General features: G+C 72.0%; 18 protein-coding genes and 1 pseudogene. 9 read left to right on the top strand and 10 right to left on the bottom strand.

Annotation, left to right across the window (positions count from 1 at the left end; translation table 11 throughout):
• Positions 1-3: 3 nt before the first annotated feature.
• The 3 genes and pseudogenes from AC07D6_RS08255 to AC07D6_RS08245 all read right to left on the bottom strand — a co-directional run bounded on the left by AC07D6_RS08255 (position 4) and on the right by AC07D6_RS08245 (position 2,257).
• Positions 4-528 (bottom strand): transposase, encoded by a 525-nt coding sequence (locus AC07D6_RS08255; RefSeq protein ID WP_479042985.1) that lies wholly within the window; start codon positions 526-528, stop codon positions 4-6.
• A 230-nt stretch (positions 529-758) separates the two neighbouring features.
• A pseudogene (locus AC07D6_RS08250) lies at positions 759-1,307 on the bottom strand (helix-turn-helix domain-containing protein); the annotation flags it as partial.
• A gap of 38 nt (positions 1,308-1,345) precedes the next feature.
• The gene (locus AC07D6_RS08245; RefSeq protein ID WP_479042948.1) at positions 1,346-2,257 is read right to left on the bottom strand and encodes an alpha/beta fold hydrolase; all 912 of its coding nucleotides are present in this window, start codon (positions 2,255-2,257) and stop codon (positions 1,346-1,348) included.
• A gap of 89 nt (positions 2,258-2,346) precedes the next feature.
• Here AC07D6_RS08245 and AC07D6_RS08240 point away from each other — a divergent pair, with 89 nt between their 5' ends.
• Entirely contained in the window at positions 2,347-3,129 is a 783-nt protein-coding gene (locus tag AC07D6_RS08240; RefSeq protein WP_315879726.1) for a TetR/AcrR family transcriptional regulator C-terminal domain-containing protein, read from the top strand.
• Positions 3,130-3,408: 279 nt separating this feature from the next.
• Here the strand turns inward: AC07D6_RS08240 and AC07D6_RS08235 are convergent, their stop codons facing one another.
• Positions 3,409-4,113, bottom strand: coding sequence for a VanZ family protein (locus tag AC07D6_RS08235; protein ID WP_479042947.1), 705 nt, complete (start codon positions 4,111-4,113; stop codon positions 3,409-3,411).
• Between the two features lie 607 nt (positions 4,114-4,720).
• Between AC07D6_RS08235 and AC07D6_RS08230 the strand changes: the two genes are divergently transcribed.
• The 5 genes from AC07D6_RS08230 (at position 4,721) to AC07D6_RS08210 (ending at position 11,413) form a co-directional block, all read left to right on the top strand.
• The gene (locus AC07D6_RS08230) at positions 4,721-5,965 is read left to right on the top strand and encodes a helix-turn-helix domain-containing protein (protein WP_479042946.1); all 1,245 of its coding nucleotides are present in this window, start codon (positions 4,721-4,723) and stop codon (positions 5,963-5,965) included.
• A gap of 318 nt (positions 5,966-6,283) precedes the next feature.
• On the top strand, positions 6,284-7,075 hold the full coding sequence (locus AC07D6_RS08225; RefSeq protein WP_315879729.1) for a toll/interleukin-1 receptor domain-containing protein: 792 nt from the start codon (positions 6,284-6,286) through the stop codon (positions 7,073-7,075).
• Entirely contained in the window at positions 7,072-9,057 is a 1,986-nt protein-coding gene (locus AC07D6_RS08220; RefSeq protein WP_479042945.1) for a hypothetical protein, read from the top strand. The genes AC07D6_RS08225 and AC07D6_RS08220 overlap by 4 nt, the downstream gene beginning before the upstream one ends.
• A complete protein-coding gene (locus AC07D6_RS08215) occupies positions 9,054-10,406 on the top strand; it encodes a hypothetical protein (protein WP_479042944.1) in 1,353 nt (450 codons plus the stop codon). The genes AC07D6_RS08220 and AC07D6_RS08215 overlap by 4 nt, the downstream gene beginning before the upstream one ends.
• 722 nt (positions 10,407-11,128) lie before the next feature.
• A complete protein-coding gene (locus AC07D6_RS08210) occupies positions 11,129-11,413 on the top strand; it encodes a type II toxin-antitoxin system Phd/YefM family antitoxin (protein ID WP_479042943.1) in 285 nt (94 codons plus the stop codon).
• Positions 11,414-11,469: 56 nt separating this feature from the next.
• Here AC07D6_RS08210 and AC07D6_RS08205 read toward each other — a convergent pair whose 3' ends face one another.
• The 3 genes from AC07D6_RS08205 to ychF form a co-directional block, all read right to left on the bottom strand.
• A complete protein-coding gene (locus AC07D6_RS08205; protein WP_176163822.1) occupies positions 11,470-11,724 on the bottom strand; it encodes a Txe/YoeB family addiction module toxin in 255 nt (84 codons plus the stop codon).
• Positions 11,721-12,002 (bottom strand): type II toxin-antitoxin system Phd/YefM family antitoxin, encoded by a 282-nt coding sequence (locus AC07D6_RS08200; RefSeq protein WP_479042941.1) that lies wholly within the window; start codon positions 12,000-12,002, stop codon positions 11,721-11,723. The genes AC07D6_RS08205 and AC07D6_RS08200 overlap by 4 nt, the downstream gene beginning before the upstream one ends.
• Before the next feature lie 197 nt (positions 12,003-12,199).
• The gene (ychF, locus tag AC07D6_RS08195; RefSeq protein WP_315879732.1) at positions 12,200-13,288 is read right to left on the bottom strand and encodes a redox-regulated ATPase YchF; all 1,089 of its coding nucleotides are present in this window, start codon (positions 13,286-13,288) and stop codon (positions 12,200-12,202) included.
• A gap of 599 nt (positions 13,289-13,887) precedes the next feature.
• Here ychF and AC07D6_RS08190 point away from each other — a divergent pair.
• The gene (locus tag AC07D6_RS08190; protein WP_315879780.1) at positions 13,888-14,376 is read left to right on the top strand and encodes a DUF6542 domain-containing protein; all 489 of its coding nucleotides are present in this window, start codon (positions 13,888-13,890) and stop codon (positions 14,374-14,376) included.
• A gap of 426 nt (positions 14,377-14,802) precedes the next feature.
• Here the strand turns inward: AC07D6_RS08190 and AC07D6_RS08185 are convergent, their stop codons facing one another.
• The 3 genes from AC07D6_RS08185 to xseA all read right to left on the bottom strand — a co-directional run bounded on the left by AC07D6_RS08185 (position 14,803) and on the right by xseA (position 17,116).
• The gene (locus AC07D6_RS08185) at positions 14,803-15,393 is read right to left on the bottom strand and encodes a malonic semialdehyde reductase (RefSeq protein WP_315879733.1); all 591 of its coding nucleotides are present in this window, start codon (positions 15,391-15,393) and stop codon (positions 14,803-14,805) included.
• Between the two features lie 150 nt (positions 15,394-15,543).
• Positions 15,544-15,789, bottom strand: coding sequence for an exodeoxyribonuclease VII small subunit (locus AC07D6_RS08180; RefSeq protein ID WP_479042983.1), 246 nt, complete (start codon positions 15,787-15,789; stop codon positions 15,544-15,546).
• Positions 15,790-15,883: 94 nt separating this feature from the next.
• The gene (xseA, locus tag AC07D6_RS08175; protein ID WP_479042939.1) at positions 15,884-17,116 is read right to left on the bottom strand and encodes an exodeoxyribonuclease VII large subunit; all 1,233 of its coding nucleotides are present in this window, start codon (positions 17,114-17,116) and stop codon (positions 15,884-15,886) included.
• Between the two features lie 89 nt (positions 17,117-17,205).
• Here xseA and AC07D6_RS08170 point away from each other — a divergent pair, with 89 nt between their 5' ends.
• Both AC07D6_RS08170 and ppgK read left to right on the top strand, forming a co-directional pair.
• Positions 17,206-18,189 (top strand): 4-hydroxy-3-methylbut-2-enyl diphosphate reductase, encoded by a 984-nt coding sequence (locus AC07D6_RS08170; RefSeq protein ID WP_315879735.1) that lies wholly within the window; start codon positions 17,206-17,208, stop codon positions 18,187-18,189.
• Positions 18,190-18,360: 171 nt separating this feature from the next.
• The gene (gene ppgK, locus AC07D6_RS08165; protein ID WP_315879736.1) at positions 18,361-19,101 is read left to right on the top strand and encodes a polyphosphate--glucose phosphotransferase; all 741 of its coding nucleotides are present in this window, start codon (positions 18,361-18,363) and stop codon (positions 19,099-19,101) included.
• Positions 19,102-19,214 lie beyond the last annotated feature (113 nt).

The raw sequence follows: 19,214 nt of genomic DNA, 5'->3' as shown, positions 1-19,214 counted from the left end.
TGATCAGGTTGTCAGGGCGGCGGAGGATTCTTGTTGTCGGTCGGCGGACGTGTGTCGGTCGAGCCGGGTCAGGAGATCGTCCATGGTGGAGGTGGTGAACTTCCACCGGAACGGCTGTGCTGTGGCGTTGTAGCGGTCTTCGAACGCTCGGAGCCGATCCCGGACCTCGCTGAGGTCGGTGAAGTCGTCGGGTGACACGGCCTTGCGCTGGACGATGGAGAAGAAGATCTCGATCTGGTTCGTCCGGGAGGCGTGAACGGGGGTGTGGACCACGGCCGCGTTCGGGAATGCGCCGGCCGGTCGGTCGACGGCTCTCTTGCCGCGGCGGGAGGAGCCGTTGTCGACGATCCAGAAGACGCGTTCGGCGCTGGCGTAGGGTTCGGTGGTCATGACGTGGGCGGCCGGGGTCGTGAAGGGCACGATGCCGGTGGTCGGCTCGCAGCGTCCGAACACCTGGGCGCGGTGGACGTCGTAAGCGGCCAGGTAGGCCAGGGCTCCACCGCGACCGTACTCGTGGTTGACGCGCATCGCCCGGGCCTGGCCCGGGGCGGGCTCGGACGGCAGCGGCGGCGTGCCTGGATCGAGGGCCTCTCGTCGCCGGACAGGACATACTCGTCCCCTCGAAGCGGGACGCCCTCGAAGGTGCGGACGTAAAGGTCCAGGACCCGCTGGGCCTCGACGCGGAAGTCCTGGTCTCGGATGAAGATCCAGGACCGGTACTGCCAGGGCTTGATCGCGTCCTGACGTAACCAGCGGCGCACCGTGGACGCGGAGACGGTGTCGGTGACCCCGCGCGCGGTCAGCTCGGCGGCCGGCTCCGGGCACGACCAGCGCGACAGCGGCGTACCGGTCCCGGCGGGCACCTGGCAGGCCAGCGCCTTGGCCTCGGCGATCTGCACGGGGGTGAAGCCGGCGGGACGCCCGGTGCGCTTGCGGTCGGCCAGGGCCGGCAGCCCGCCGTGGGCGAACCGGTCGCGCCAGGTGCGGACCGTGTCAGGTGCAGGCCCGTCTCGCGGGCGATGCGCGCGTTGGAGCGCCCCCGTGCTGCGTGCAGGACGATCTCCGCCCGCCGCCGTGACCGCGCCCGCCGCCGTGACCGGTACGGGGTCTTGTGACCGTAGGCCGTCTTCTCCAACCGTTCGCGCTCGGCGGCGGTCGCGACTGTCGGGCAGGCCAGGGCAACGGGCGTGGCAGCGGGCCGATCGGGAGAAGTGGATCAGACGGGTGGCAGTCTGCCGCGTCCGGCGCCTCAACGATCCGGCAAGGTGGCCACGTGACCACGACGCCGGAGCGCACCCGGCCGTCATTCGCCCAGCGGCTGTCCGAACATGTCCGCACCGCCTGACTACGACTGACGGGCCGCCATGTCGCTGACCTGGCGGGCGATGTCGGTCCACAGGGCGGCGGGGAGATCGTGGCCGACGCCCGGGTAGGTCACCAGGCGGGCGCCGTCGATGGCCCGGGCGGTGGCGCGCCCCGCACTGACGCGCAGGATCGGGTCCTGCTCGCCGTGCAGGACCAGGGTGGGACAGCGCAGGTCCTTGAGCCTGGGTCCGTGCCACTGGGCGCCGATCTGGCGACTCTGCGCCCTGGTGTCGCGCGGGCCGCTGTCCACGTCGGCCTCGACCCAGGCGCGGGCTGCGGCCTCGTCGAAGGGGTAGCCGGGGGAGGCGATGCCACGCCAGACGGTGAGGGCGGCCTCGATGTCGCCCTCACGGCCCTCGGGGAACTTGGTCCGGGCGAGCTTGGCGAGCAGTCCGAACCGCAGGTGGCGCAGGACCCCCAGGCCGGAGACGTCGCTGGGCAGGGCCGCCGAGGAGGTGACGCTGAGCACCCGGTCGGGGTGTCGCAGCGCGGTCCGCTGGGCGATCGTGCCGCCCAGGGAGTGGCCGAAGACATGGGCTCGCTCCCAGCCGAGTTCGTCCATCACCGCGATGGCGTCGTCGGTCATGTCCTCGGAGGTGTAGGCGTCCCCGCGCTTGGCGAACAGGGCCTTGAAGGGGTTGGTGGTGGCGGTGTCCGGCATCCGGGTCGACTGGCCGGCGTCGCGCTGGTCGTAGCGGCCCACGGCGAACCCGGCGTCGGCGAAGGCCCGGCACAGACCGGCCGGCCACCAGAACCGGGCGGTGGCCAAGCCCATGATGAGCAGCAGCGGTTCGCCCTCGGAGCCCTTCAGTTGGTCGAAGGCGACCTGCACGTCGCCGTTGTGCGCGTACCGGGTCGGCGTCCACTCCTGCTGCGGCTGCACCTGGGGCATGTCGGCTCTCTTCCATCTACTGCGATCTGCGTTCGCAGTTAATGTGACCTAAGGTACTGCATACGTCGTTCGCAGAACAGGAGGGGTTCATGACCGAGCCGCCCGCCCGCAGCATCTGGCTCCGCCCCGAACGTGCCGGACGCGGCCCGGCGCCCACGTTCGACCGCGACGGCATCGCCGCCGCAGGGATCGCCCTGGCCGACGCGGACGGTCTGCCCGCCGTCACGATGCGGGCCGTGGCGGTCGCCCTCGGGGCCGGACCGGCATCCCTCTACCGCTATGTGGCCACCCGCGACGAACTGCTGGAACTGATGATCGACCGGGTCTACGGCGAGATCTCCTACGCCGAGCTCGGCTCCGGACACTGGCTCGACGACCTGCTCGCCCTGGCCTGGCAGAGCAGGGGCGTCTACCTCGCGCACCCATGGCTGCTCGACGCGACCGCGACGAGGACCCCGGTGGGGCCGCACGCGGTCACCTACCTGGAGCACGCCCTGGCCGCGCTGGCCGACCTCGACGTCCGTCCCCGGACCAAGCTGGAGGCCATCGCGATTTTCAATGCCGTCGTCTCCACCCTGACCCGCGCCGAGGTGATCCAGCGTCGCGCCGGGCAGACCATCCCGCAGTGGCAGCAGGCCCAGGCGGAATACCTCACCCAGGTCGCCATGGCGGGCCACCACCCGCACCTCGCCACCGCCCTGACCGGGCAGCCGCCCGAGGCCGAGGATTCGTCGGAATCGCTCTTCGAACGCGTCCTCACCCGCGTGCTCACCGGGCTCCTTCAGCCCGACGACATCGGAGCGACCTCCGTGCACGGTCGCGCGGAGGCAGAGCCACCTGCGGCCGGTCCGGGGGCGAGCGCAGCTCCCTGATGTTTCATCGGGAGGGTCATGCCCGACCTCTCCCCTCCCGCGATGCTCCGCCCCCTCGCAAATGACCATCTGCGAGAGCGGCGACGTGCAATTTCGGCGGCGCCCCGGAAGATACCCGGACTGCGCCTGCGGCCTCTACCCGGCCGTCTCTGCGATCTGACCGGACTTCACACACAACAGCAGCGGGAGTCAACCCCCGAAGGACTTCGAGCCTCGACCACTGAGCAACGCGCCATGCCGCCGACGCGTGCGAGGGCGTGCACGCGACGGACACCCGGCTCAGCCCGCCGGTGCCGGCGCGGGGCGGGGCCGGTCCGCCGGCGCTTCCGCCGTGGTGCGCCACCAGCGGCGCGACGCCAGCGCGGCCAGCGCGGCGCCGGCCGCGTTGACCAGTACGTCGTCCACGGAGGACACCCGGTCCAGCCGCAGGACGTACTGGGCGGTCTCGATCAGGGCGGAGCAGCCCGCCCCGAGCGCCAGGACCCGCGGCACGGACGCCAGCGCCGCGAACCGCACCGGGGCGAAGAACCCCAGCGCCGCGAGGACCAGCAGGTTGCCGACGGTCCCGACCGGCCCCATCGTGAGCAGGTCCCGCAGCGGTACCAGGCTCACCCGGCCGGGGACGGTACCGGCCCCGCCGCCCGGCATCATGGTCATCCAGACGAACGGCACCGTCCCGTGGACCATGCCCACCTCGGCCAGCGACGACCGCCACGCCGACGCGGCGCCGGCGGCACGCCGTCGGCGCGCCAGGGCCCACGCCACCAGCACGGCCAACGGCAGCGTGACCAGGGTGACGAACACCACGCCGTTGAACGTGTCGAGGCAGCCGTGCCACCGCCCGGCCAGGCACGTCGGAGCGGACATCATGAGCGGCCGCCGCACGGCGAACAGGGCGCTCGCCACGGCGAGGACCGCCAGGCCGAGGAGCCCGGCCCGGCGCGTGCGGCGGGGCGGCGCCGTCAGGGAAGCGTTGTGGTTCACGCCTCCAGGGAAGACGAAGGGCCGTTGCGGTGGCGTATGCGTTTTCCGATACGCCGGCGATACGCGCGTCCCCCACCACCGGGAAACCGGCGCGGGCCGACAGCGGAACACTCCCCCGCCGGTGACCGCACGGCCGGCCGCCGTGACGAAGGACGAGAGGCCTCAGGGCCGTCAACGCCGCACGACGGCGTCGGCAAGGTGCCGCGGCCCGCGGGGGCCGCGGGCAGCCGGCCGTCGGGCAGTATCCGAAGCCCCACGAGGTCCACCACGCCCACCGACCTCCCTGCACGGGGATAACGGCGACGTTACTCACACGACTGTGAGTAACAACCTCACTGATTGACGCCCACGAACACACTTTGCCCCGATCTCGACCGACTCCGGTCACGACAGGGAACAGCGGAGGGCAGAAGAGGCAACGGGCAACCCCGCCGAACCCCGATTCTCGAGGCACGCCTCGTGCCAAACTCACTCTCGGACGCGAAGCGCAACGACTCCGTCACGACGGGTGCCCACCCTTGGCCTTCGTGTCGGCCGGTGTACGTCGAACGAGGATTCCCCGTGAGGGCGCACGGCTCTCACACCACTGTTCAAGGGGAGGTTAATGATGAGTACAGCTTTACGTTTCGGCCCGGAACTTCGCCGTCTGCGACAGGAAGCGGGACTTACTCTGACCGAGTTCTCCGTGGCGCTCAACTACGACAAGGGGCACCTCAGCAAGGTCGAGCGCGGGGAGCGTTCCGCGTCTCCGGAGCTGGCCCGGCGGTGCGACGCCTTCCTCGGCGCGAACGGCGAGTTGCAGCGCCTGGTCGTCCGCCCCGAGGCCGACTCGGACGTCACCGAAACCCCCGCCACCCCGAGCCTCTTGCTCGTCGGACGCCGGGCGGTCCTCGCGGCGGGTACGGGGTCACTGATCGACATCGGTCTGAAACTCGGCAGTCAGGCGCCCCCTGCCACCGATCCCCTGCTCCCCTCCTTCCGCGCGCAGTTCGACCAGCTACGAAAGCTCGGCCAGTCCACCGCGCCGAAAGTCCTGCTTCCCCTGCTGGAGACGCAGACGCGCATGGTCGCCGGGCTGGCCGCCGATGCCCCGTCCGCTGCTCGGACCCCCGCGCTCCTGCTCGCGTCGAGGTTCGCGGAGTTCACCGGCTGGATGGCCCAGGAGGCCGGGGACAGCGGCGCGGCGCTCGGCTGGACCGGTGAGGCCGCCGAACTGGCGCGCGCGGGAGGCGATCCGCACCTCGGTTCCTACGCGCTCGTGCGACGCGCCCTGGTCACGCTCTACGGCGGGGACGCCGCGAGCACCGTCGCCCTCGCCCGCCGGGCCCAGAGCGACGGACTCCCACCGCGCATCCGGGGACTCGCGGCCCAGCGGGAGGCACAGGGGCACGCGCTCGTCGGCGACGAACGCGCCTGCCTCCGCAGCCTCGACAAGGCGCGGGAGCTGCTCGACAGCGACGACGCCCGCAGCGGCACCGAGCCCGTGATCGGCACCACCCACGTGAGCGATCCGGCGGCGATGACGACCGGCTGGTGCCTGCACGACCTCGGTCGCCCCAAGGCCGCCGCCGAGGTCCTCGACCGGGAGTGCCGCCGCCTCCCGCCACACGCGCTGCGAACCCGTGCCCGATACGGCTTCCGCAGGTCCTTGGCCCATGCCGCCTCCGGAGAGGTCGAGCACGCGTGCACGATCGCCGGAGAGCTCCTGGGAGTGATGCCGGCCGTGCCCTCGGCGACGGTGAACAGCGACGTCCGTCGTCTCGCGCGGGAGCTCTCCCGGTTCCGGAGCAGCCGGGCCGTACGCGATCTGCAACCGGCGCTGGCACGGGTGCTCGCCCCCGCGCACGACTGACACCGGTTCCACGGCCGGCACCGGCCCGTGCCGCCCTGCTCGCCGGACCACCCGGTCCCTCCGGCCTGCGGATCCCACATTCTCCGGCGGGCCCCCTGATCCCCGCCCGACGCGTCGCACCGCGCCCCCGGCTCCTTCGGCCCGCGCCCGGTGACGCACCGGGCGGCGCACCTCCATCCGTACGCCCTCCCGTGGACGCGCCGTGCCGTCACGCGGTCGGGACCTCATGGCCCGGGTGTGCCGGGCCTCGGAGCCCCGGTCCGCAGCCCCCGCGCCCGTACCCCTTCACCCCGTCTTCCTCTCACGAAGGGAACCTTCATGCCCGACGTCTTCGTCAACTACCGCACAGGCGACGAGGAATCCGCAGCAACCATGATCGCCCGGGAGCTCGCCCGGCGGTTCGGCGGCGAGCGGATCTTCTTCGCCAGCAACTCGATCGAGCCCGGACACCGCTTCCCGGTGGAACTGATCAGGGCGGTGGAGGAGTGCGAGGCGCTCCTCGCCGTGATCGGCCCGCGCTGGGCGGAGGTGCGGGGGGCCGACGGCCGCCCCGCCCTCGAAGCCGAGCAGGACTGGACCCGCCGTGAGATCCAGACCGCGCTCGACCGCGGGATCCTGGTGATCCCCGTGCTCGTCGGAAAAGCCACGCGGATCGACCGCGCCCTCCTCCCGGACGACCTGCGGGAGCTGGCGGACTGCCAGTACAGACGGTTCGACCACCGCAACGCCGAGTCGGACCTGACGGCACTGGGCGACGCCCTCGCCCGGCTGCTGCCCGAGCTGGGCGCGGTGGACCGCGACGCCCGTGCGGCGCGGGAGCGGGCGGAGGCGAAGTCCCGCAAGAAGTCGGCCCGGGACGCCGGGCACACCAGGATGCGGACGCGCGACGTCGAGCAGCGCGTGCGCGGCGGCATCGGAAACCTCAACGGCGACCTGGGCACCTTCGTCAACGAGCCGCAGGGGCCCGTGAACACCGGTCGGGGACACCAGTACAACGCGCCCCACTTCCAGGGCGACAACACCGGCGTCCAGTTCACGGCGGGCGACAACAGCGGTACGGTCCACCAGCGCTTCGAGCGCGAGCACCGGCGCTCGGACGACGGACGATGACCGAGCAGGACCGCGTCACCGTCAACGATCCGCACGGCCCGGTGAACAACGGCGTGGGGCCCCAGTACGTCTTCTACGGCGTCGGCGCGGACTGGTTGATCCGCAAAGGGGTCGAGTCCCTCCGGATCGTCCGCGAGGACCGGGTGCGCCTGGCCGACCGGTTCGCGCCTCCGGCGGGCTACCGCATCGCCGCCGACCGCCTGGAGAAGCCCGGATCGGTGGTGCTGCTGGAGGCTCCGCCCGGCAGCGGCCGCCGTGCCGCGGCGATCATGCTGCTGCACGATCTCGGTGAGGACGGGGGCGCCGACGAGGAGGGAGTCCGGTTCGAGGAGCTTCCCGCCACGGACAAGGACGAGGACCCCCTCGCCCCCGGTGAGGGGGACCGCTTCCTCCTCGACCTCTCCGGGATCACCGACGAGGAGGCGTACGCCAGGGCCCAGCACCGCCTGGCCGTGCGCCGGTCACAGGTCCAGGAGGCGGGGGCCCACATGGTCGTCGTCCTGCCGTCGGGCATGGAACACGCCCACGCACCGGATCTCGAACCGCACGTGGTGACGCTGGGGCGCCCCCGGGGCATCGCCGTCGTCACCCGACACCTCCGCATGGACCGGATGGTCTTCCGCTCCGCGGACCTGGAGAACACCGACCTCCAGCGCCTGTGCGACCGCTCCCCCATGCGGGAACTGGCGCGGCTCGCGGGTCTGGTGAGGGCCGCTCGTGACAGCGGCCGGTTCGGCACCGACTTCGCCGGATGGCTCGACCAGGCGATGCACGCGGTGACCGACCGTGCCGGTGAGGTGGGCCGGCAGGTGGCCGCGGTCCGCACCGCGCCCGAGCGGGCCCTGCTGCTCGCGACGGCGATGTTCGAGGAGGCCCGCGCCGACACCGTCTACGAGGCGTGGCACGGCCTGATGAGGACGGTGAGGCACGAGGAAGAGGCGACGACCGAGCTCGCACGGACGGATTTCGGGGAGCGGCTGACGGCACTCGGGATCGAGCGGGACCCGGACGGGCGGCTCCGCTTCGAGCGGCTGGCCTACGCCGACGCGGTGCGGACGTACTTCTGGGCGAACTTCCCCGGGGCGCGCGATGACCTCAGGGACTGGATCGGCCATACGGCCGGACTTCGCGGTCTGACCACCGACGACCGTGTGAACGTGGTCGTCCGCTTCGGTGAGCGGTCCCTGGCCGCCGGGCGGCCCGACCACCTCTTCGACCTCGTGGTCCGCTGGGCGAACAGCGCGACCGGGGTGTCCTGCGAGCCGCGAGCCGTGGCGGCCCTCGAACTCGGCCTCAGCCACGAGAGGTTCGGGGGGTGGTTCCGCAGGCGGATGTACGAGTGCGTGAGGTCCGGCCCCTTGTCGGACGGTCTCGTCCGCGTCCTGACCGCGGCCTGCCTCCAGAGCCTCGGCGCGACGCACCCGGATCAGGCGATGGTGCGGCTCCACTACCTCGCCGTACGGAAGGGGCAGGCGGCGCGCGAGGCCCGGGAGGCGCTCCTCGACCTCGCCGGCCGCGAGCGTCGGCTCTACCGGCTGCTGATCGACCGCCTGCGGAACCGGACGCGTCGGGAGCCGCACGGGGCTGAGCCCCACCTCTCCCTGCTCACAGAGCTGTTGGAGAGCGGCCGGGCACCGGACCCGCCGCCGTGGCCGGACCTGTTCCTGGGTTGGGAGGCGGTTTTCTCCCAGCCGCCGACGGAGCTGTGGAACCCGCTGGTGAAGAGCTGGCTGAACGCCGTGGCGCACGACAACACGCGGGAGATGGCACTGGGCGTGCTGGTCAGGGCGACGCACGGCCACGCGGCCGCCCTCCACCGCCTCTACGCCATCGCCTGCGACTGGGCGGGGACCGCGCGCCACTCCTCCCGGGCGGCCGTCGCCGCCCTCTTCTGGCAGCACATCGACCACGCGCAGTACGCCCGCACGGAAAGTGCGGGGCGTGCGGGCACCGGACCACGGACCACGGAAGAGGCACGATGAAGCACCGATTTCCCAGCCTGCTGTTCGTCGCTCTCTGCGGCTTCGCACCGGTTGCGCTCGGAAACCTCCTGGACTGGTCGGCGTGGCTGTGGGGCTTCATGTCCATGGTCACGGCCTCGGGCTCCCTGCTGCTCGTGATGACGGTCCTCAGCGGTGGCCACGCGTCGGCCGACCCCTACGAGTCCGGGGAACCCGAGCCGCCTGCCGCGCCGGCGGAGCCGCCGTACCAGGAGACGCGGGTGGTCGACGCGGCGCTGCCGAGCGCGGTGGACGGCTACGACTTCCTCTTCTCCGCCACCGTGTGGTGGTGGCCGGTCCCCGACCACGCCGACCGGTCCGACGGCGCCTTCCCTGCCCTCGCCGTCTCCTCGATCGTCAGCCGGGCCCTGGAGGTCGTCCGCCACGAGGAGCCCGGCCGGGCGAACTTCGCGCGGTACCTCCTGGAAGGGGAACTGGGCGTCCCGCTCCCGGACCGGAGCGGACGGGTGAAAGCCATGGCAGCCGATGTGACGCTGACCCTCGCCCCCGCCGACCGCGAGCGCCTGCGGAAACTGAACGACCTTCGCAAGGACGAGGAGATCTGGGAGTACGAGCGTCAGCACGAGCGCAACAAGCGGCGCTACCTCGGTGACGACGTGCTCAAGAGCCCGGGCAGCGCGGTGGTGTGGTGGCTCACCCGCCACGAGAACGAGATCGAGAAGGCAGTTGACATGATCGGCCCGCTCGCCCAGATCGCGGCGGCGGCCAACGACGAGGAGGTGCCCGAGCTCTTCCGCCACCTGCTCGTCCCACCCGTGGCCGCACGGAGCGAAGCGACCGTCGGGGGCCCGCTGTGGGACGGACACGGCCAAGGAGGAGGACCGTTCGACCGCGAGGAGGAGGTGGGGGTTTCGGACCGGCTGCTCCTGTTGCTGACGGCAGTGGGCCTGAAGCCGGACATGGACGCGTACACGGTGTTCGTGCACCGTGTGGTGCGGAGCCTGGAAGCCGCTGGACTGCACGAAGCCGCCGACGAGATCAGGCGGACCCTTCTCCCGGCACCGGACGAGGGCGGAGACGAGGGACCGGAGGATGGCCCTTCGGGCGAGGGGTACACCGCGGGGCCCTGGTCGCCGGGCTCCCCAGCCCCAGGGGACTCGCCGTTCACCACCGCGACCGCGGACCCGGAGGCCGGGGCGGGCGCGTTCACGCCGGGGGCGGCGGAGAGCGGCACGGGCGAACGGAACCGAGGCTGGTGGGAGACGAGCGAGGACGGTACGGCACCTCCGTACTTCTGGGACGCCTCCCACAGCCCGCACCGGCCCGCCGCACCTCGCGCACGGGACGAGGACGACGAGGCCGGGAGCTGATCCGGTAGGCGGTCGGCTCTTCGAGGCTCCCCTTCACCGCACACCGCGGCGGGGGAGCCCTCTCCTGTCCCGAGGCCCGGGCAAGGCCCTCACTCGCCGGGACGCTGCCTCGGGCAAGGGCGGGAAGGGGGAGTGAGCAGGAGACGAACGAGCTCAGGACGCCGAGTGTGAGCCGTCACAGCGACCGGGAACCATCCCACCGGTGTGGCCGATGGAGTCGACCGGACGGTGCTTGTACGGACGATCGCGCCCCTGTGTCACCACACCATCGCCTCGCCCGACCGTTCCCACTGCCCCATCCCCTGGTACGCAACCGAGCGGTGCAGGTGCGGATGTGTTTCCACGAAGGCACGCGGAGCCGCGAGGAAGCGTGAGCGCAAGCTGCTCGGCCGCCCCGCGTCCCCCTCCCACGGAGCCGCGGCCCACGAACCAGCACGGGAGCCTCACCGGCATCCCCGCACGTTCCCTGCGCGGGAACTGACCGGAGGCCTGACCTCGACAGGCCAGGCCCCTTCGGATCTGTGCGTTCTCCAGGTCGGCGATGCGGTGGCGTGTCGTCCATCAGACGTTGAAGCGGAACATGCAGCAAACGGCTCCGACCTGCGTGGACACGGATATCTGGAAGTGTCCGCCCAGTGCCTGCCCAACACGGAGGGAAGCCGTGCAGCACATCCGGCACGACACAGCCCACTCCCTCCCGGGCGACTGTGCACACTGGGCGCATGACGCAACCGCTGCCCATAGAGTCCATCCGTGACGTACGCGCGCACTTGGCCGAGGTCGTGGAGCGCGCCGACCGTGACGACGTGCCCACCGTGATCACTCGCCGGGACAAGCAGGTCGCCGCCGTCGTCTCCATCGAGGTGCTGCGCAAGTACCAGGAGTGGGAAGAGCCCGAGATCAACCGGATCATCGACGAACGCATGGCCAACCCTGCACCCGGCATCCCGATCGAGGACATCATGAGGGAGACGCTCGAACGCAGGGATCCCGCCTTCGAGAATTGAGGTTTGAAGAGGCCCCGGCACGGAAGAGACGCCCCAGCACACCGGATACTCGCCGATCAGTAGTGATACCGGGCAGCGAGGATGACGATCTCCTCACCCGTCACCAAATAGACGAGGCGGTGTTCTTCGTCGATCCGTCGCGACCAGGCCCCAGGCAGGTGATACTTCAGCGGTTCCGGCTTGCCGATGCCGGTGAAGGGGTCACGCCTGACATCTTCGATGAGCTTGTTGATCCGGGCGAGCATCTTGCGGTCGTTCTTGAGCCAGGACGTGTAGTCCTCCCAGCCCTGATCCTCGAAGACGAGCCTCACGCGGCGCCCGCACCCGCGTCCGGCGACTCGGGATCGATCAGCTCACGCTCCGACACGTTGATGTGCGACAGAGCGTTACCGTAAGCCTTGAGCAGCCGCCGGGCGTTCGCCGGCGAGCGCAGCAGGTAGGAGCCCTCACGCAGCGCCGCGTAGTCCTCGGCCGAGATAAGCACCGCATTGCCGTGCTTGGAGACGATCTCGATGGCCTCATGGTTCTCGTTGACCTTTTTGATCAACGGAAACAGTTCCTTGCGGGCTTCACTCGCAGTCATAGACATGACTTCAACCCTCCCATCAAGTGGTACTGAATAACGTACCACTCTTGGTGTCGCCTGAGAGGGGAAACAGCTGATGATCGCTCAGCTGATCCAGCACTCGTCCAGCACGGGGAAAGACTAGGGGCCCACCTCCGGAGAAGTGGACCCCATTTGGCCTGCAGGTTTGCCACGTCAGCGACGTGGTGTCACGTCACCCGCTACACATTGAAGCGGAACTCCACCACGTCGCCGTCCTGCATCACGTAGTCCTTGCCCTCCATGCGGGCCTTGCCGGCGGCGCGGGCCTCGGCGACCGAACCGGTGGCGACCAAGTCGTCGTAGGAGATGACCTCCGCCTTGATGAAGCCCTTCTGGAAGTCGGTGTGGATGACACCGGCCGCCTCGGGGGCCGTCGCGCCCTTCTTGATCGTCCAGGCGCGGGCCTCCTTCGGGCCGGCCGTGAGGTACGTCTGGAGGCCCAGGGTGTCGAAGCCGACGCGGGCCAGGGTGGCCAGACCGGGCTCCTCGGCGCCGACGGACTGGAGGAGCTCCATGGCGTCCTCCTCGTCCAGCTCGGCGAGGTCCGCCTCCAGCTTGGCGTTGAGGAAGATCGCCTCGGCCGGGGCGACCAGGGCGCGCTGCTCGTCCTTGAACGCCTCGTCCGTCAGCTCCTCCTCGTCGACGTTGAAGACGTAGAGGAAGGGCTTGGTGGTGAGCAGGTGGAGGTCGTGGAGGAGCTCCGCCTTCTCCGAGCCCTGGACGATGCCGTGGGAGAAGAGGGTGTCGCCGCGTTCCAGGATCTCCTTCGCGGCCTCGACCGCGGCGACCTTCGGCGCCACGTCCTTCTTGATCCGGGACTCCTTCTGGAGGCGCGGCAGGACCTTCTCGATGGTCTGGAGGTCGGCGAGGATCAGCTCGGTGTTGATCGTCTCGATGTCGTCCTTCGGCGAGACCTTGCCGTCGACGTGGACGACGTTCTCGTCCTTGAAGGCGCGGATGACCTGGCAGATCGCGTCCGACTCGCGGATGTTCGCCAGGAACTTGTTGCCCAGGCCCTCACCCTCGCTCGCGCCGCGCACGATGCCCGCGATGTCGACGAAGTCGACCGTCGCCGGGAGGACGCGCTGCGAACCGAAGATCTCGGCCAGCTTGTCGAGGCGCGCGTCCGGGACGCCGACGACGCCGACGTTGGGCTCGATCGTGGCGAACGGGTAGTTGGCCGCCAGCACGTCGTTCTTGGTCAGGGCGTTGAACAGGGTCGACTTGCCGACATTCGGCAGGCCGACGATTCCGATCGTGAGCGACACGTTGGCGACTTCCCTAGAAGTGTGGATGGTGGGCCGACCCCCCAGTTTACGGGCGTGCCGGCGCCCCCGGCGACGGGCGGGCGGCGACGGGCCCGGGCGGGGTGGTCGGGGAAGGGTCCGGGCGGGGGCGGTCGGGTCGGGACGGTGGACTTCACGTCAAGGTCACCCCAAAGGTGTGTCTCGTACCGGTTTTCGGGCCGCCCCCCGCCTACGTTGTCACCGTGGAGCAGCACAGGAGCAGTTCCCCCCGCCGTCCGAGGCCGCCGCGGCCCGCCCCTCCCCGGGGCGCGGACGCGGAGGGCGTCACCGGGGCGAGCCCGGTGGGCGGGGAGGGCGCGGCCGGTCGGGCCGGCTCGCGGCGAGGCGGCCAGGAGGGTGCACACATGGACGGGCGGTCCGGTGGACGGCGTGGTGGGCGGCTCGATCCTCCGCCGGGAGCGCCGAGCGGGGGACAGCCCGGGGGTCGGTTCGGAGGCCAACCCGGTGGACGACCGCAGCGGGGCGACGGCCGGCCCGGTCCGCGGGGCGGCAAAGGGCCCGGTCCCCGCGGCACCGGGCGCGGGGGCCGCGGCGTGGATCCGGGCGCGGCCCGGCCCGGGATGCGGGGAGGCGGGGCGTCCGGCGCGGGGGCGCGGGGGCTCGCGGGGCTGTTCGCCTCGGTGCGGCGGCTGCCCAGACCCCGGCTCACCGGGCTCGGCGGGGGTCTCTTCGCGGCCGCCGCCATGCTGCTCGCCGGATGCCTCGACCGGTTGCTGTTCGACGGTTCGCCACTCGTGTACGGGCTGCTGTTCCTGCCCGTCAGCGCGGCGACCGCCCTCTGGGTGCGGGGCGCCGACCTGGTGACGGCGCCCATCAGCGCGCCCATCGCCTTTGCCGTCGGGGTGGTGCCGATCGCCGGCGGGGAGGGCGGGGTCGGCGGCCACACGATGGCCCTGGTGACGGCACTCGCCGTGCACGCGGGGTGGTTGTACGGCGGGACGCTGGTGGCCGGGCTCATCGCCTGCGTGCGGAAGGTACGGCTCATGGGGCGGCGCCAGCGGGCAGCCGCCGCGGCCGCCGCACGGGCCACGGCCCAGCGGCGGCCCTGACGACGGGGCCAGGCGCCCGCACCGACCCTGGAGCACCCCGGCACCCGGGCACCCGGGCGCCCGAAGCAGGGCGGTACTCAGAGCCCCCGATACCTGGGACGGGGTGGCACCCGGAGCACCCGGAGCAGAGCGGCACCCGGGGCGGTACGTGGAGAGGCGGCCCCGCGGCACCAGGGGGTGGTGCCGCGGGGCCGCCTCAAGGGAGGTGCCGCGGGGCCGCCGGCTCGGCGGTCTCCCTCGCGGGAAGGGGGTTGGCCCCCCGGGCCGCACCTCGGCCGGCGGGCTGCTGTCGGCCCTCCTCGCGGAAGGGGTGTCAGGATGCCGCGGGGCCGCCGGCTGGGCGGCCTTCCTCGCAGGAAGAGGGTCGGACTGCCGGGCCGCACCTCGACCGGCGGGCTGCTGTCGGCCCTCCTCGCGGAAGGGGCGTCAGACGGTGGTGACGACCTCGTCGTACTCCAGGCGCGGGGAGCGCGGGTACCAGGCGTCGTCGCCGGGCTTGCCGATGTTGACGATCATCAGCGGCGTGTGGTCGTCGTCCAGGAACTCCTTCTGGACGGCCGCGAAGTCGAACCCGGTCATCGGGCCGGCCGCGAGGCCCGCCGCGCGGACGCCGACGATGAAGTACGCGGCCTGGAGGGCGGCGTTCATGGTGGCGGCCGACTCGCGGACCGGGCGCTCGGCGAAGAAGGCGTCCTTGGCCTGCGGGAACGCGGGGAACAGCTTCGGCAGTTCCTCGTGGAACTCGTTGTCGGCGGCGAGGATCGCGACGAGCGGGGCGGTCGCGGTCTTGGCCCGGTTGCCCTCGGCCATCAGCGGGACCAGGCGCTCGCGGGCCTCGGTCGAGCGGACGAGGACGATGCGCAGCGGCGTCTGGTTGAACGCGGTCGGGCCGTACTTGACCAGGTCGTAGATCGCCTGGACCTGCTCCTCGGTCACCGGCTCGTCGGTGAACGTGTTGGCGGTGCGGGCCTCGCGGAACAGCAGGTCCTGCGCGGCGGGGTCGAGGGCGAGCGACATGGGGTGGTGCCTTCCGACGTACGGAGTCAGGGGGTGCCGCGCGACGGAGCGCCGCGCGATGCCTCCACCGTACGCCGGGGGTAGGTGAAGTTTCAACTAAATGCGGGACGTGGTGCCTCGCCGTGCGGCGCCCGCACCCCCGCGCGGCACCTATTCCTCCTGGTCGGAGTCCTCCCGCTCCTCCGCGAGCGACGCGTCCAGCCGGGCCCTGGCACCCTCCAGCCAGTGGCGGCAGACCCGCGCCAGCTTCTCGCCGCGCTCCCAGAGGGCCAGCGACTCCTCCAGCGTCGTCCCGCCCGCCTCCAGGCGGCGCACCACGTCGATCAGCTCGTCGCGCGCCTGCTCGTACCCGATCACCGCGCCGCTCTCCACCACCGCCGTGCCGCTCTCCACCACTGCCGCACCGGCCGTCGTCCCGCCGGCCACCGCCGCGTCCGCCGTGCCCGTCGTGTCCGCCGCCATGTCCTCCGCCCTCGCCATGTCCTCCACCCTACGGCCGGGGTCCGACACCGCCGCCGTCCACGCGCCGCACCGTGAACTCGCCGGCCGCGACCCGGGCCCTCAGCTCCTCGTCCCCCGCCACCTCGTCCGGCGAGCGCACCACCGAGCCGTTCGGCCGCTGGAGCACCGCGTACCCCCGCTCCAGGGTGGCCGCCGGCGACAGCGCCACCACGCGCGCGTGCGTGTGGGCCAGCTCCGAGTCGGCCCGGTCCAGGAGGTGCCCCAGCACCCGGCGGCTCCGCGCCAGCAACGCCTCGACCTGGGCCTCCCGCTCCTCGACCATCCGCTGCGGCTGCTCCATCACGGGCCGGGCCAGCGCGTGCGCCAGGCCCCGTTCCTCCCGCTCCAGCAGCCCGCGTACGCAGCGCAGCGCGCGGTCCCGCAGCAGGCCCACCCGCTCCAGTTCCTCCCGCACGTCCGGGACGACCTTCTTCGCCGCGTCCGTCGGCGTCGCCGCCCGCAGGTCGGCGACCAGGTCGAGCAGCGGCGAGTCCGGCTCGTGCCCGATCGCGGACACCACGGGCGTGCGGCACGCGGCGACCGCCCGCACCAGCTCCTCGTCGGAGAACGGCAGCAGGTCCTCGACGCTGCCGCCGCCGCGCGCGACGACGATCACGTCGACCCGCTCCAGTGCGTCGAGCTCCCGCACCGCCCGCACCACCTGCGGCACCGCGTGGACGCCCTGCACCGCGACGTTGCGCACCTCGAAGCGGACCGCCGGCCAGCGGCGCCGCGCCACCTCCAGCACGTCCCGCTCCGCGGCCGACGCCCGACCGCACACCAGGCCGATCAACTGCGGCAGGAACGGCAGCGGCCGTTTCCGCTCCGCCGCGAACAGCCCCTCCGCGGCCAGCGACCGCTTCAGCTGCTCCAGCCGGGCCAGCAGCTCCCCGATGCCCACCGGCCGTATCTCCGCGGCCCGCAGCGAGAGCTGGCCGCGCGGCGCGTACCACTCCGGCTTCGCGTGCACCACGACCCGCGCGCCCTCGGTCACGACGTCCGCGACCGCGTCGAACACCTGGCGGTAGCACGTCACGCTCACCGAGACGTCGTGCGACGGGTCGCGCAGCGTCATGAAGACCACCCCGGCGCCCGGCCGCCGCGACAACTGCGTGATCTGGCCCTCCACCCAGACGGCGCCGAGCCGGTCGATCCACCCCCCGATGAGCCGGGACACCTGGCCGACGGGCAGCGGGGCTTCGGCGGACGTAGTCAGTGCCATACGGGGAGCGTACGCGCCGCCGCCGACAACACGCCGCTCCCGCCCTCGGCGGATCTTCGGCCCGATCCGCCCACCCGTACGATGGGGGCATGACTCCTACGCCTCCTGCCCGCCGGGTACTCCTCGCCGCTCCGCGTGGCTACTGCGCGGGCGTGGACCGCGCCGTCATCGCCGTCGAGAAGGCGCTGGAGCAGTACGGCGCGCCGATCTACGTGCGGCACGAGATCGTCCACAACAAGTACGTCGTGCAGACCCTGGAGAAGAAGGGGGCCATCTTCGTCGACGAGACGCACGAGGTGCCCGAGGGCTCCATCGTGATGTTCTCCGCGCACGGCGTCGCCCCGATCGTCCACGAGGAGGCGGCCGAGCGGAAGCTCGCGACGATCGACGCGACGTGCCCGCTGGTCACCAAGGTCCACAAGGAGGCCGTGCGGTTCGCCGGAGAGGACTACGACATCCTCCTCATCGGCCACGAGGGGCACGAGGAGGTCATCGGCACGTCCGGCGAGGCGCCCGACCACATCCAGTTGGTCGACGGCCCCGACGACGTGGCGAAGGTCGAGGTGCGCGACCCGTCGAAGGTCGTCTGGCTGTCGCAGACCACGCTGTCGGTCGACGAGACGATGGAGACGGTCGGCGCGCTGAAGGAGAAGTTCCCGCTGCTGGTCTCGCCGCCGAGCGACGACATCTGCTACGCCACGCAGAACCGCCAGCTCGCCGTGAAGCAGATGGGCGCCGAGTCGGACCTGGTCATCGTCGTCGGCTCGCGCAACTCGTCGAACTCCAAGCGCCTCGTCGAGGTCGCCAAGCTGGCCGGCGCCCGCGAGGCGTACCTGGTCGACTTCGCCGACGAGATCGACGAGGCGTGGCTGGAGGGCGTGTCGACGGTCGGCGTCACCTCCGGCGCGTCGGTGCCCGAGGTGCTGGTCGAGGGCGTCCTGGAGTGGCTGTCGCAGCGCGGCTTCGAGGACGTGGAGATCGTGAAGGCGGCGGAGGAGTCCATCACCTTCTCGCTGCCGAAGGAGCTGCGCCGCGACCTGCGCGCCGAGGCCGCCGCGATGGCGGAGGGCTAGGAGCCGCGTCCTTCCACCCGGTTCGCCGGGCGGCCGGTCGACCCGGTACGCCCGGTCCGCGGGTCGGCCGGTCCGCCCGGTGCGTCGGTCCACCCGGTGCGCCGGGCCGACCGACCGGTGATGCCGCGGTCCTCGCGGTGCGCGCCGCCCCCGCGCCGTAACGTGGTGTCCATGAACGTCTTCGGAGTGGACATCGGCGGGTCGGGGATCAAGGGCGCTCCCGTGGACCTGGAACGCGGCGATCTGGCCGAGCCCCGCCACAAGGTACTGACCCCGCAGCCCGCGACGCCGTCCGACATCGCGGGCTGCGTCGCGGAGGTCGTGGCGCACTTCGGCTGGTCGGGTCCGGTCGGGGTGACGTTCCCCGGTGTGGTGACGGGTTCGACGGTCCGTACGGCCGCCAACGTCGACAAGGGCTGGATCGACGTGGACGCCGCGGTGCTGCTGGGCGAGCGGCTGGGCGGGCTGCCGGTGACGGTGCTGAACGACGCGGACGCGGCGGGCGTCGCCGAGATGACGTACGGCGCGGGCCGGGGCCGTACCGGCACGGTGGTCATGCTGACGTTCGGCACGGGCATCGGCAGCGCCGTCTTCGTCGACGGCCGCCTCGTGCCCAACACCGAGCTGGGCCACCTGGAGCTGAACGGCAAGGAGGCCGAGAAGCAGGCGTCGACGAAGGCCAAGGAGGACAAGGACCTCGGCTGGGAGGAGTGGGCGCACCGGGTGCGGAAGTACCTGGCCCACCTGGAGATGCTGTTCTCCCCGGAGCTGTTCATCGTGGGCGGCGGGGTGAGCCGCAAGGCGGAGAAGTTCCTGCCGCTGATCCACGGAGTCCGGGCGGAGATCGTCCCCGCGCAGTTGCAGAACAACGCCGGGATCGTGGGCGCGGCCATGGCCGCCGCCGGACGCTAGCCGAGCCGGGGTGGGGGGCCCCGGGGGGGGGGGCCGCACCCCCGGGAGGCCCGGGGCGGGCCCCGGGGGACCCGGCGAACCCCCGCGGGGCCCGGGGGGGTCCCGACACGGCC

This window comes from Streptomyces sp. NPDC045287 (genome assembly GCF_056432325.1).
The sequence above is the reverse complement of the archived record's forward strand: the minus strand, read 5'-3'. Positions and strand labels throughout refer to the sequence as shown.

What these genes read in the sequence shown, in the direction of transcription:
- AC07D6_RS08215 (WP_479042944.1), top strand. Translation starts at nt 9,054, where the DNA reads ATGAAGCACCGATTTCCCAGCCTGCTGTTCGTCGCTCTCTGCGGCTTC.
- AC07D6_RS08230 (WP_479042946.1), top strand. Translation starts at nt 4,721, where the DNA reads ATGAGTACAGCTTTACGTTTCGGCCCGGAACTTCGCCGTCTGCGACAG.
- AC07D6_RS08225 (WP_315879729.1), top strand. Translation starts at nt 6,284, where the DNA reads ATGCCCGACGTCTTCGTCAACTACCGCACAGGCGACGAGGAATCCGCA.
- AC07D6_RS08185 (WP_315879733.1), bottom strand. Translation starts at nt 15,393, where the DNA reads ATGTCGCTCGCCCTCGACCCCGCCGCGCAGGACCTGCTGTTCCGCGAG.
- ppgK (WP_315879736.1), top strand. Translation starts at nt 18,361, where the DNA reads ATGAACGTCTTCGGAGTGGACATCGGCGGGTCGGGGATCAAGGGCGCT.
- AC07D6_RS08200 (WP_479042941.1), bottom strand. Translation starts at nt 12,002, where the DNA reads ATGTCTATGACTGCGAGTGAAGCCCGCAAGGAACTGTTTCCGTTGATC.
- AC07D6_RS08245 (WP_479042948.1), bottom strand. Translation starts at nt 2,257, where the DNA reads ATGCCCCAGGTGCAGCCGCAGCAGGAGTGGACGCCGACCCGGTACGCG.
- AC07D6_RS08170 (WP_315879735.1), top strand. Translation starts at nt 17,206, where the DNA reads ATGACTCCTACGCCTCCTGCCCGCCGGGTACTCCTCGCCGCTCCGCGT.
- AC07D6_RS08220 (WP_479042945.1), top strand. Translation starts at nt 7,072, where the DNA reads ATGACCGAGCAGGACCGCGTCACCGTCAACGATCCGCACGGCCCGGTG.
- AC07D6_RS08190 (WP_315879780.1), top strand. Translation starts at nt 13,888, where the DNA reads ATGCGGGGAGGCGGGGCGTCCGGCGCGGGGGCGCGGGGGCTCGCGGGG.
- AC07D6_RS08255 (WP_479042985.1), bottom strand. Translation starts at nt 528, where the DNA reads ATGCGCGTCAACCACGAGTACGGTCGCGGTGGAGCCCTGGCCTACCTG.
- xseA (WP_479042939.1), bottom strand. Translation starts at nt 17,116, where the DNA reads ATGGCACTGACTACGTCCGCCGAAGCCCCGCTGCCCGTCGGCCAGGTG.
- AC07D6_RS08210 (WP_479042943.1), top strand. Translation starts at nt 11,129, where the DNA reads ATGACGCAACCGCTGCCCATAGAGTCCATCCGTGACGTACGCGCGCAC.
- AC07D6_RS08240 (WP_315879726.1), top strand. Translation starts at nt 2,347, where the DNA reads ATGACCGAGCCGCCCGCCCGCAGCATCTGGCTCCGCCCCGAACGTGCC.